This is a genomic window from Stenotrophomonas sp. YJH_SMC_65 (genome assembly GCF_059369475.1).
In genome coordinates this window covers 95,302-107,859 of record NZ_JCAFSR010000009.1, presented here as the reverse complement: position 1 = coordinate 107,859, position 12,558 = coordinate 95,302, and the positions used below count along the sequence as shown (strand labels likewise).

Annotated in this window: 7 protein-coding genes; 3 read left to right on the top strand and 4 right to left on the bottom strand. The window is 56.7% G+C overall.

Annotated elements, in window-relative coordinates; genetic code table 11:
- Nucleotides 1–217: 217 nt before the first annotated feature.
- Together AC5P7A_RS16845 and AC5P7A_RS16840 are read right to left on the bottom strand one after the other, a co-directional pair.
- On the bottom strand, nucleotides 218–697 hold the full coding sequence (locus AC5P7A_RS16845) for a hypothetical protein (protein ID WP_495220362.1): 480 nt from the start codon (nucleotides 695–697) through the stop codon (nucleotides 218–220).
- 79 nt (nucleotides 698–776) lie between these two features.
- On the bottom strand, nucleotides 777–1,508 hold the full coding sequence (locus tag AC5P7A_RS16840; protein ID WP_495220405.1) for a hypothetical protein: 732 nt from the start codon (nucleotides 1,506–1,508) through the stop codon (nucleotides 777–779).
- A 700-nt stretch (nucleotides 1,509–2,208) separates the two neighbouring features.
- On the opposite strand from AC5P7A_RS16840, the gene AC5P7A_RS16835 reads away from it, so the two are divergent.
- Nucleotides 2,209–2,784, top strand: a complete 576-nt coding sequence (locus AC5P7A_RS16835; protein WP_495220361.1) for a 5' nucleotidase, NT5C type — start codon at nucleotides 2,209–2,211, stop codon at nucleotides 2,782–2,784.
- Nucleotides 2,785–2,880: 96 nt separating this feature from the next.
- Here the strand turns inward: AC5P7A_RS16835 and AC5P7A_RS16830 are convergent, their stop codons facing one another.
- Entirely contained in the window at nucleotides 2,881–3,720 is an 840-nt protein-coding gene (locus tag AC5P7A_RS16830; protein WP_495220359.1) for a type 1 glutamine amidotransferase domain-containing protein, read from the bottom strand.
- A gap of 97 nt (nucleotides 3,721–3,817) precedes the next feature.
- Here AC5P7A_RS16830 and AC5P7A_RS16825 point away from each other — a divergent pair, with 97 nt between their 5' ends.
- Together AC5P7A_RS16825 and AC5P7A_RS16820 are read left to right on the top strand one after the other, a co-directional pair.
- Entirely contained in the window at nucleotides 3,818–4,735 is a 918-nt protein-coding gene (locus AC5P7A_RS16825) for a LysR family transcriptional regulator (RefSeq protein ID WP_495220358.1), read from the top strand.
- A gap of 544 nt (nucleotides 4,736–5,279) precedes the next feature.
- On the top strand, nucleotides 5,280–5,636 hold the full coding sequence (locus tag AC5P7A_RS16820) for a hypothetical protein (protein ID WP_414496951.1): 357 nt from the start codon (nucleotides 5,280–5,282) through the stop codon (nucleotides 5,634–5,636).
- A gap of 333 nt (nucleotides 5,637–5,969) precedes the next feature.
- Here the strand turns inward: AC5P7A_RS16820 and AC5P7A_RS16815 are convergent, their stop codons facing one another.
- Complete coding sequence (locus tag AC5P7A_RS16815; RefSeq protein WP_495220357.1) at nucleotides 5,970–12,359, bottom strand: tetratricopeptide repeat protein; 6,390 nt, start codon at nucleotides 12,357–12,359, stop codon at nucleotides 5,970–5,972.
- Nucleotides 12,360–12,558 lie beyond the last annotated feature (199 nt).

Sequence of the window (12,558 nt, the reverse complement as noted above, 5' to 3'; positions counted from 1 at the left end):
GCTTTGCGTCGCGCGCAGGAACGAGCGGACCTCGTTCCATGTTACGGGCTTTGCGTGTTCATCGCAGATCATGCTTGCACTGCCACGCATGAGAATGCTTCGGTATCAGATACCGCGCAACAAACGCCCATTTCTCATCGATTACATCGGTCACACAGGGGCTGCGCGCTGTGATGCCATTGCAGTGACACTGTTCATACCGAACTTCAAACACGCTCTAGAAGAGGATGCCCACCCGATCAACGGTCGCCAACGGATTGGCTTTCCGCACCGCCTCCAGGAACAGCAGGAAATCCCGATTGAACAGCGTCAGGTTGTTGGTGAACATCACGCACTTTCTGCCCGATGCTTTGCTGAAGCGCACCTGCCAGACATAACGCCCGTAGATCCTGTCGGACGTTCGTGTGACTGAGGTGATCTGCGAAAGCGGAACCGCCGTGGGCACCGGCCCACGCCGCAGGTAGAAGGATTCTGTATCAAAGAAATAGTGCTCGCGATCCTCTTTTCCATCCACCATCACCAAGGTCATGGACCTGCCGGAAATCCTGCGCGGGGCATGCAAATGCAGCCCCGATTTCACGTACGAGCGAGCAGTTGCTGACATCCGCCGAAGGGTGAACCAGAGGATCACCAACGGAAGGGCCGCGAGGACAATGAAACCTACAGTCTTCAAAACAGTTTCCAGCGTGCTGGGCACACAGATCTCCAGGATGAACTTTCAGGCGATACCCAAGTAGATCCACGTCACGCGTGGATGGCTCTCCCCCAACGCCCTTTCACTTCCAGTGATCCGGCCCCAGGAACGGCAGGCTCAACACAAACACCGGAACGGCCACTGGAATCAGCGCCGCGCCGAGCACCTTGCCCGCCGCCGAACCCGCACCCGGCTTGTCCTCCCTCTCCGGCAGGATCCGCTGCGCCCGCGCATTGATCGGCTGTGCAAGCTTCCCTTTCTCCGCCAGCACCGCAGCATCCGACAACTGCACCCGTTCGCCGTCGCCCTCGAACAGCGCGCTGTAATAGCTGCCGCCCTTCCTTGAAAGATTGCAGGCGCGGTCAAACGCCAGCGCGTAGCGGGTCCGGTCCATCGGCAGGTAGTAGCGCGACCGCTCCTCCACGGCCTTGGCCTCACGCGGGGGGACCTCAATCCGCTCCAGCTTGAACTGCGCGGCCTGTTGCGCCGTCACCTGCTCCGGCCGCAGCAGCAGCGCATAGCTGCCGTGCACCTTGGCCTTGTTCGCCGGGTCGCGCCAGTCTTCATGGAAGTACATCTGCCCGCAGGCCACCGCCTCGCGCAGCGGGCTGTCCATCAGCGCGCGGTACTCGCGGAACGGAGCGGCATTGAAGCGCATCGGCTCGTCATAGCGCGGCAGCAGGTACAGCTGGCCGTCGTCGGCCACGAACGCACTGGTGATCTCGCGGCTTGAGGCGTGCTCCTCCGGGCCACTGGCACAGCCAGGCAGCAGGCCAAGGCACAGGGCGGAGAGAATGAAGAAGGACGTTCGCATGTCGTGTTGGTGGGCTTCCCTGGGAAAACGGCCCCGGCCGGAAGGACGAGGCCAGCCCATCATGGTGCCATGCCGGCCTTGCCCTGCCCAATCAAGCTGCTGGAGATCGAGCGGGTTCAAGCCGCTGGCGCTGGTCGGCGTGATATATTGAGTGCGCCTGGACATCCACGTTCAGTGACGTTCCTGGATCAGTCTGGAACGAGCGCCACAGGCATATCCCCGTTCGGCCTTTCCGTAGCGCGTTGGGATTATCCAATCACCAGCGCGCCAGATTGCTCCTTGGTTCGCGAGATGAGCCAGTGGCTGGCGCCATGCGTCTTGGGCAACGGCCAGAGCAGCCACTCGGCACGCCTTTGAAGAATCGCCGCGATATATACCGCATTTCAAGCGTGCCGATTACGGCATCTGCCGGGCGGCATCGCCGTGAGGCGATGCCCATCTCAGTTTCAATTCTGGTTGGTGGTGCCCGTATTGTGTTGTTACGGCGCGGTGCACCGTCCCGCTGCAGCAGCGCCTGATGGACTCAAGAGGCACTCTGGCGTTCCGCATTGGTGGGGTTGCAGGCCATCACTCTTTCGCCCTGGACCGACGCCAGCGGCATCGCGATTGCTGCCATGTCTGTCGCAATTGCCAAGCACTTTGCCCCGCTACTGGGGAACCGATGAAGAAGAAAGCCCACTCTTGAAAGGAGAACGCGCAAATGAACGCTGACGATGTGAAGACCATGCCGGTGATGGACCCGCCCGCCAACCAACACACAGGTGGATCGAGTGCATCCAGACGCACCATCTACGTAGATCTTGATGGTGTCATGGCCGACTTCGACGCGGCATTTCCCGCCCTGTTTGGCCTGGACCACCGCGTGCTTGCCGACGATGAAATGTGGGGGCACATCAACAACCACCCGTCATTCTTCCGCGACCTTCCGCTGATGCACGGTGCAGTGGAGTTCTTCCACAGCATCCACCACTTGAACCCGGTGATTCTCACGGCCTGCCCGAAATCGAACTATCCACTCGCTGCCATGCAGAAGCGGCAGTGGGTCCGCGAACACCTGTCAGCAACCTGCCTGGTGTTGCCTGTGCTCGGCGGCAGGCACAAGCCTCTTTTCATGCACCAGCCGGGCGATGTTCTGATCGACGATTTCGAAGCGAACTGTGATGCCTGGACAGCGGCCGGAGGCGTGGCGATCAGGCACGCCGGCGATTGGGCCGTAACGCGTCACGCGCTTTCCCAGATTGAAGATCTGTCAGGAGCAGCGCTCGCGAAGGGTTGACGCCCTCTCTGCCGACCACGTTGGCACTTCCATAGACAGGCCGAGGCGCTGGCCCCTCGGCCCACAAGGCTGGCAGCCTGCTGTGCAGACCCCGCCTTACTTCAACCGCTCCACCAACCGCTGCCCCACCTCCAGCGCCGACGCCGGGTTCTGCCCGGTAATCAGCTCCCGATCCACCACCACATGCCCCGTCCACGGCGTGGTGTTGCTGCTGAACGTCGCACCCGCCTTCTGCAACGCCGTCTGCGGGTAGAACTTCATCTCACCGCCGCCCAGCAGCGGCTTGGCCTGCGCTTCTTCCTGGTTGCTGATCACCGTCATCCGGTAGCCGCTGTAGATCCACTTCGGCGTGGCCGGCATCGCGTCCGCTTCCAGCTTTGCCACGAAACCCGCCGCATCCGGCAGCGTGGACAGCAGTGCGATCGGTCCGTGGCAGACCAGCGCGGTGGTCTTGTTGCGCTGGTGGAAGTCGGCCAGCAGCCGGCCCAGCGCCGGGCTCTTCAGCAGGTCCTGCATCGGCGCGTGGCCACCGGGAATGTAGACCGCATCGAAACGCGCGTAGCCCTGCTGCTCGATGCGCGCCAGGCTGACCACCGGCGAGGCCGTCGGCGAGGTCAGCGCCAGTTTCTCCAGCAGCTCCTTGTGCAGCGTCAGCTGCGCGGCATCGTTGCCGAAGTACGCCGGCGCCACCGAGGACGCATCGACCGTCGGCGCCCGCCCCTGCGGCGTGGCGAAGGTCACCTCGTGGCCTGCGTCCAGCAGCAGCTTGACCGGCTGCATCAGCTCGTTGAGATAGAAGCCGGTGGACAGCACCTTGCCGTCCTTCAGGTCCAGGTGGTTTTCGTCGGACAGCACCACCAGCACGTTGGCGGCATGCGCGCCGCTGGCGGCCAGGGTCAGGGCCAGCGCTGCGGCCAGCCGGGTCATCAGGTTCATGGGGTAGCTCCTATCGGGGAATGGCCGCCACTTTATTCATCGCCCCAGCGGCGATAAATTGGCTCCATCGCAAAACATCTGTTCCCCAGAGAGCCAAATGAGCCGCAAGTTCGACTACCTGGGCGATGTGGAGGTGTTCTTGGCGGTGGTCGAGCATGGCTCGTTCACCGCCGGCGCCGTGGCGCTGTCCACCACGCCCTCGGTGCTGAGTCGCGCGGTCACACGCCTGGAAGCGCGGCTGGGCCGGCAGCTGCTACAGCGGACCACCCGCCGCGTGGGCCCGACCGACGCCGGGCGGCTCTATCTGGAACAGGTGCGCACCGCCTTCGGCCTGCTGGACGACGCCGAGCGCGACGTACTGGCCCAGGACGGTGCGCTGGCCGGCCGCGTGCGCCTGAGCGTGCCCACCACCTATGGCCACTACCGGCTGCCGCCCGTGCTGGCGCGCTTTGCGCAGCAGTACCCGCAGGTGCAGGTGGAACTGAACATCACCAACCGCAACGTGGACCTGGTGGCCGAAGGCTTCGACCTGGCCATCCGCCTGGGCCAGCTGCCGGACAGCGGGCTGGTGGGGCGAAAGCTGGAAGACGCCCCGCTGCTGCTCGTGGCCGCGCCGGAGTACCTGCAGCGCCGCGGCACGCCGCAGACGCTGGACGACCTGCAGCAGCACCTGTGCCTGCCGTTCGTGATGCCGCGTACCGGGCGATTGGCGCTGTGGATCTTCCGCGACGGCGGGCGCGACGTGGACTGGCTGCCGCGCTCGTCCATCGAGACTTCTGACGATGTGCTGGGCGTGGTGTCGCTGGCCGAACAGGGCATTGGCATCTGCCAGAGCTATGAGTTCATCGTGCGGGAGCGGTTGCAGCGTGGGCAGTTGGTGGAAGTGCTGCCGCAGCTGCGAGGGAGATCGCGGCCGTTCTCGGTGATCTACGCGCCGCATCGGCGGCAGTCGGCGGCGGCGCGGGCGATGATTGAATTGCTGGTGGGGAATGCGGCTGAGGATCGCACTTGTTGAGGCCGCGAGGCGCGCTGGCGATGTCGGGTTTGAACCGCTTTTCGGGATGTGCGGCTGATCGGGCGCCGTTGCTTGGCGAGGCGAACTAAGAACTGTTGCAAAGAAGGCCGTCGCGCTATTCGCTTGTGGCGCGGGCGATTGCGCCACTTTGATTCGCTATCAGCAGAGCAGCCGCGCGAATGCGTCTGCTGGCGTCGCGTGCTGCACGAATGGTGCGTGCAACAATAGTCCTTCGCTCTCGAGTTCGCCGATTCCTTCGCGAATTTCTATTGGCATTCGAAGCGGCTGCGTAAACACCATGGCGCGCCACCGACAACGGGTGGCAGCGGGCGTCCAAACCCGAGACAGATAGTTGTTTACGCTTGCCCGTCGGCACCGTCCTTAACCGGTGCCGGCGGGCAATCCGTCGGCCTTTATGGCGGGCGGTGCGTGGGGGTCTTCGGACCCGCCGGTTATTGACAACTGTCTGTCCCGGTTTGGAACCCGCACCGTCCGCCACCCCATCGCGGTGGCGCTGTTAAGCACAGCCACGGAAGCCGACGCTATGAACGAATCCGACACCTTTTCCTCGTACACCATTGTTGAGCCCATCAACGACGACACTCTCCTGCCCGACCTGAACTCCCTGCTCGGCATCCTCAAGCGCATGCGCGGCTGCGAAGCTGCAGATGGGCATCCCTGGCCAGAAACCGATGTGTCACCCGGCCGACGTGTGAGCCTCGCCAGGAGCGAGCGCGCGATGGTGGGTGCGCTGACGGTTCTGGAGTTGCTGCACGCTGCCGACCGCTGCCGGGTGGCAGCGGAGCCGGAGCGGCATTTGGATGAAGGGGTGGTTGATGGGTTGTTTCTGGCGTGCCGAGGGTTGGTTGAGTGGGCTTGTAGGGAGGTGAGACCCGAGTAACTTCTCAGTCCTTCGCCAGATCAATTGGTTTCCCTCTGCACGCTTGCTCATCACCGCCGATCTGCATTGGGATCGACATCGACCACCAGTACATTCCCTCCGGGATGCACGTTTCCGATACAACAACCGGCCTTGGTCAAGCGAGGCCGGGCCGGACAAAAGCAGCTGCTCCTCAGAATGCTCCAAAGCCTGAGACGGGGGTTGCAAACCAGACAGGCCGAAATCCATTTGACCAAGGAAGGCGACTTCGCACATCAAAGATGTGTCCTGCGGCACGACGACCACGCAAGCTCTCGAGGTTCAGGAGCGATGCACCGACGACGACAGGATCGACTAGAGAAGTCTCCTACTCATTGCCGACAACTGGGCGTATGACTTCGACACAACCCTTCTTAAGTCTGACTGCACATCACAAATCGCTCTCACGACGTACAAGAGATAATCGGCATCTTGCGAACTTTTCACCATAGCAGTGCAATTCGAAATCACCAAGCCCACTGCAGCCGACCATCGAACACGATCGCTCTCTGCCGCGCAGGCAGTAAGCCCCGATAGGACACGAAGGGCAAATGGGAAATCAGACTGCCCCAGAACTAGCCGCTGTACTGCCTCGGAAAGCGAAACATCCCGATTCGCCGCAGCAGCGAGAGATAGAGTCATGCAAAGACTGGACAAGCCATCTCCTGCCTCACTCGCAAGATCCGTCTTATTCAACTCGCCCACCGCCTCAGTCAATCTACTCAGAAACCCATCGGGTAAACGTCCTATGCATGCAAACTGCGACGCCATAGCAACCCTGTTCATAATTGACTGATCAGCATCATTCATGTTCGTTTCGAGCAAGCGCACAAACTGCTCTGGAAGCAAGGAAATGCAATCCTCGCCCCCTTCAAGCGGCCCAGGCAGCACACTAAAGAAAAAGCTCCTAATTGACGCAAGAGATTCTGAATCATCGGCAAAAATGCGAACTGCGAGTCCGACACTCTCAAGGTCAGCTTTTCGCGGCTCCAGTGCGAACAGTACACGCCCAACAAGCTCCTGCTGAAGCTGTTTCGGATTAAGCATAAAGCCATTCCAACGAGGCTCCAAATCCAGCTCCGCAAGACATCCAATCTGAAAGATCGAGAGGCTGCCGCTAACCCATTTTGCAAAATCACTCAAATCCGCTGAAGAAGAGAGCAACACTCTCTCCACCAACCCAGCTTGAGCAATAGCTGCAAAGCGCCTCCAGAAAACAGGCACGTCCGTCCATACGCCTGACAGAATCAGTCTTGAGCAAATCATGCTTGCAAGCCCAGAAGTCACCTCCAGCCGGATTTGATCCCGCACCGCAATGACGAAGCAATCCAGTGCCGATGATGTCATTTCCAGGAGATCGGTGAAGGCATCGGGTCTTGCCGCAAGCCCCTCGATTAAACCAACTAGCGACCAAAGATCTGCACTACCCAAAAGCTGCGCTATCTCATCCTGCAGCAACCGAGCATCTGCCGTCCGAATGTATTCCGTAGGAGCCAGAGAACTGTGAGACGAGCAAATAAGTGCGCCAAGCGGATAGCCAGGAATATCGATGACATGTTTAAACTTATCGGAAAATTCTCGAATAGTTCGCTCACCGCCCCACACGCCAACTAAGCGATGGTAGTAATCTCGACTGACAGGCGCAATATCCTCACCAGAAACACTTCCATCTTTGAGCGCTTCTGAGAATCTACCCATCAACCACTTCGGGCAGTTTTGAAAATCTCGTTCAAGCATTGGCAGCTCGCCGACACGGAGCGGGCGATCCATCAACACAGTGAGCCAACTGGAAACACCCGCCAGCGAAACTCCGACTTCTTTAGCGTATCTTTCCGCATACTCAATACGAGAAGAAACATCATTCGACACGAGAGGGGAGTGCGCAACTTTAAAAACTCTATCACCTACCACGTCAATGCACTCGACAACGCCCTCGACGCCCAATCGAATTTCCCAATTATTGCCAGATTGGTCTTCAACGGCTTGCTCCTCGCCGGACGCGTAAATCCGCTGTGCTGCAGAGTACAAGTCTTCCGCCAAGAAAGATGGGCTACCAGCCAAATTAACTCCAATGACCGTGTCCTGCCTCAACCCCAGGGATTCAAGTACCTCGCAATTCTCGAGAACAGCCTCTCGGACCGAAGAGGGGAGACCGTTAATCAGGTCTTTTCGAATGATAGCGACCGCCGCTTGCCTGACTTCGTCGGTCAGCCTCAAATCGTCATCGCCACCAGTCGCGGCCGAGAGATCAAGGATATTCCGGCGCACCATTGCGCATAGACTTTCAAAAACCCTTGGCCTACCAAGAGCCATGTCAGTCAAATACTTACTCTCCAACCACGCGTTATAGGCGACACGCCGCGACTCATCCACATCCGGATTTATGACCAATCTGACAAAATGCAGAGCGTCAAAATTTATCCACCTAGTATCCTCATCACCACCCAACATTCGATCGGCATAGCCATCCAGCCTGGAGAGTCCGAGTAGCCAATCCGCCTTTACGGATATAGCAGATTCCGGGCCATCGCAATTCCAAAGATCCGTTACCGCCCTAAATACTTCCTGACCACAACTACTAATCCAATAACCCTCGTCCGGGATCCGGAGCATACTCGATGCTTGAGCGAGAAGTACATTTTCTCTAATTGCACGAGCAGCCAGCGATTCGATCAGTTCTCCAGAGTGCACACTCGATGTATCGAGCGCCGAACGCAGCTCATGAAATTTCAGCGGAATGAATATAAAGCCGGATCGGCGCAGAGTAGTTCTACCCCTCAACCACTCCCGGCCTTCAATTACGCCGGCAGCCAGCATCCAATCGATTACATCCAGAGTGCTAAATATTGGAGCGACAACTCCATCAGGATACGAAAAATTCTGATGGCGATTCATGCTCCGATCATCGAAGATAATTGCCTCTACACCCTGAGCTCTAGCGAACATCTGCGACAATAGCGAGACAGGAGTAGCCTCAAAGAGCGTTTCATGCTCCTCCCCACCCGTCTTCAAATCTCGGTCGGGCATTGGAAGAGGACGGACAATATCTCTTGCCTGCCCGTCGAAATAGAACTTCCTGATCTCCTCAACAGCCACACCCAGCTTATCATTGGTCTCCTCCAGAGAGTTCAGGGAGACTGCCTGTGCGTGCACGTCCGAATGCATAACCAAGTCGAACCTTGCATCAGACAAAGGCTTTATTAGATCCAAATACTGCAAATAGTTTATGCTAAGATCATCCAAATATATGGTTGAACCCAACGGAATTAATTCATCACCAGCCCATCCATGGTCAACACGATCGAGATAGGAAACTGCATCATCGTACTCTCTGTCAGATATACCACCATAGAAATGCAGTGATTTGACAAGCTGCGACACGCTGCGAAGAATCTGACTGAAACTCGAGACGTCTGCATTCTCCTCCAAGAGCGATCCAACGCGATGGAGCGGCGCTGGCCGAACCACGAAAGCATCCTTCCCAGCCTCTCGATCAAACTGACAAACATGAATGAGCTGCGCCAGATCGACTCCAACCTCATTCTTCACAAGCTGCGAGAATCCAGCCGTCGCATCCATTATTCTTAGCTCCTTCCGCGCAATCGCATGAAGAAGCTTGCGTGCCTCTACAATGCGACCCGGCTGATGGAACCTTACTCGAGAAGCTTCCGAAAACAGCCACACTCCTATGCTATGAGGAACATAGATCGTCTCAAAGAACTCTAATATGCGCTGCAGAAGACCCAAGCGTACCAGCGTTAAAATTGCCGTAACGTCAAGTGCAACCGACCTTATCCGGAATTCGATATCCTTCCTTGCAATTCCAGCGTACAGCGGGACAGGACTTAAGCTTCGAAATTCCGGCTCACTCTCATTCGAAATTGCTGAACCCACAATTATACTAACGAGAGGGCGATTTACCTGGGTTGCTGCCAATGCCAAGAACATTTCGCCGGACGCGACACCTTTCTCCAAGGCTTCTGACTGCTCCTTCAACCTTGGAGCGAGCTTCATAAGATCACTGAGCGTGGCGCTCTGAACCGAACTTCCCTCAGTGTCAGCAGAAGCTATACCTATATTTACCCACTCTCGAACCTCGGGGTCACGCTCCCAATTGCCCTTCACGGCAACCATGTACGCAGACCACGCTATATTTGGGTCGATAGGACTTCTTTCAGTCGCACGCCTGACCATGCGCTTAGCGAGCGCCACATTCCCGATACTTGTCGAGATGCTTGCCAATCTGATTAATTCCTTCTCAGATATGTCCGATTCCGCGAAAGAGTTTTCGAGCAGGCGCCCAACATCCTCCCACGCGCCAGAATTAATGGAAATTTGGAGACTGAAGTCCAACTTCTCCGCCCCCAGCTCCATGTAGCTTTCGGCAATATCTTCCGCATCCTTCCAACGTCCATGGCGAAGAAGTGCATCCACATACATCCTGGCGAGCACTTCGGACTGCTCCAACAAGAATTTGTGTCCGTCAAGAAACGCTAGCACACCAGCCCATTCTCCCTGGCGCCGCGCAATCCTAACATATTCTTCTGCACTTTCATGCTCACGAGTTTTTTCGTACATCTGCAGCGCGAAAGCAGCAGCGTCACGCAAGTTTCCTCGCCTTACAAGTGCACGTACAAGATTATGAAGAGATGCGGGTGTGCCATCCCTTTCGACTATCTCTCGATACTCCTGAATGGCCCCCTCATTGGATTCGCCAAGTTCTATTTCAAATCGAGTCCGCGCCGCTTCTGGCAGATTGCTTGCTTTTGCGAGCGCACTCTTCGCATCGTCGACTCTTCCTGCATGCAGGAGGCCTTGAACTTCTATATGTTCCAAGAACGCTTCGGCAAAGTGGAATGAGACTGCATTTCGAATTTCCTGCCACGAATCAATCCATTCCTCTGCAGGCATTGATATAAGCAAAGCCATCCGTGCACGAGCATCATCCAAACTGAGCGAGCCATACCGTACGAAGTTCCGATCAATTCTCTCGGAAAGCGCCCGCTTGTCGACTTCCAATCCAGCTCTTATAACTAATGGAATCCATCGAGACGCGTGATCGGACTCGAACCAAAGGCGGGATACTTCTGCTGTAGCAGAAGACTGCGCTAGCCGATCTTCCAACTTTAGCCAAAGAGCGTACTCCAATGCTAGCTCAGCCGTTTTTTCAAGTCCCCAACCCAGTGCCGCCTGTCTGAATGACTGAAAGAGATCGACAGCCCGCCGGCGTGCCTCAATAGCCGTGAGGTCATCGCGCAAAGGAACTTCATCAGCAATTGGCGGTCCGGATAATGAGGAGCCTCGCGCCACATCGGCTGTAGCCCAGGCAAGAAGAGCATTGGCTCCGCCCCACTGCAACGCAGGGTACGCATTAAGCGCCGACTCAGGGACTCGCTCGAACCAACCAATCGCCTCGCTCCATTTCTCACTGCGCAGGAGATCAAAAAGTACAATAAGCATCCCGTGGCAATCTAAATCACAAACCTGAACATCCGCTTTTATTAAATAATCCAAAGCGAATTCTGCACCTTCCTGCCGATGTATCCCGTACCGAACCGTTCCAGCTGCGTCCGAGAGATCGGATGAGATAAGTCGAAGTGCAGCATGCTTATCGGATTTTGCCAAAAGAAGCGATTGCACCAGAATCTGCTCGGGTATGACAAACAAGCGCACAGAGTCGTCTAGCATCGATGCGGCCAGAGATGAATCGATCTCAAGCAAAGCTCGAGCGCACCAGCTTAGAGCCAAAGCGCGCAATTTTTGGTCACCGATCTGGCATGCGCCACCTTCTGCGACGTCTTTACCCAGTGCTCGAGCCAAATCGTCCGCCGCCGACTCCGTTAGGAATCTGGTCTTTTGAATATAATCAATCCTATCCCGTATATCCTTGTCGACCTGACCAACCGGAGGATTCTTTGCAAATTCAGCATCACCAAGAAGGCGCTCGTACTTTCTCTTGGTGAGGGTCACGGTAGATTCTTCCCTCAGCAGATCTCGCAGACTCTTGTAACTCAGGATCCGCATCCTCGGATTAGCCGATGTTGAAGCTGACGTCACAGCGTCAATTACCGCCGGCCATAGACGACGCCCCTCTGTTGCCTCAAGCTTGCATTCTTGATAGGCAATCTCGGCAACCCGATCGCATAATTCGGACTTGAGAAAATCGCTTTCTGGAGCGCGCGTAGCCCAGGTGATACGCATTATGATCTGATTGATAACTTCTTCATCAGATCTATTGTCCAAAAAATTCTGCAGGAGGGCGCCTTTATTAGGCAGCGCCTTGAGAGATTTGATCAGCGGATCCGGCGGACGAACACCAGCCTGAACATCCCGCCAGTATTCGATTCCAGCAATGCCCTCAGGCCTCAGATCTGGACTCTTCTCAATAGCAACGCGAGAGGTCGTCAGATAAACGAACGACATTGCTCTTCCGACATTTTCCTTGAAGATCTTGAGCACTCTCTCAATATATTCCGCACCACTCACCAGAGTTAAGGATGATTCGAGGTCCTTAACCTGTGTAACCTCCACATTCTCGCAACCAGCAACTGCGTAATCTTCGGCAACTTCAACGTACAATTCCTCTCCCGCACGGAGCCTACACCAAGCAACCGCAGTGACGATGTCCTGATAATAATAGCCCCGCTTGCTTGACGTGGCCTCAGTACCAGAAATTCCATTAACCATAGAAGTCGATTTAGTCATTAGTCAATTGTCAATTACGCGAATCGATGCCAATCAATTCATTCTGCGTGATGCTCATCAGCAGATGCGCAGGAACACTCGCGTCAACCTGTCTTGAATGGAAAACCTTTGCAAAAAAAGACCGAAGCCTGAAGTTGCATCACGGATCCCAAAACTTCGGATACGCCACTCTTGAATTGCCCCCGCCTATCCTTGAAGG

Coding starts and splice junctions, on each gene's coding strand:
- AC5P7A_RS16840 (WP_495220405.1), bottom strand. CDS start 1,508: ATGCGAACGTCCTTCTTCATTCTCTCCGCCCTGTGCCTTGGCCTGCTG.
- AC5P7A_RS16835 (WP_495220361.1), top strand. CDS start 2,209: ATGAACGCTGACGATGTGAAGACCATGCCGGTGATGGACCCGCCCGCC.
- AC5P7A_RS16830 (WP_495220359.1), bottom strand. CDS start 3,720: ATGAACCTGATGACCCGGCTGGCCGCAGCGCTGGCCCTGACCCTGGCC.
- AC5P7A_RS16825 (WP_495220358.1), top strand. CDS start 3,818: ATGAGCCGCAAGTTCGACTACCTGGGCGATGTGGAGGTGTTCTTGGCG.
- AC5P7A_RS16820 (WP_414496951.1), top strand. CDS start 5,280: ATGAACGAATCCGACACCTTTTCCTCGTACACCATTGTTGAGCCCATC.
- AC5P7A_RS16815 (WP_495220357.1), bottom strand. CDS start 12,359: ATGACTAAATCGACTTCTATGGTTAATGGAATTTCTGGTACTGAGGCC.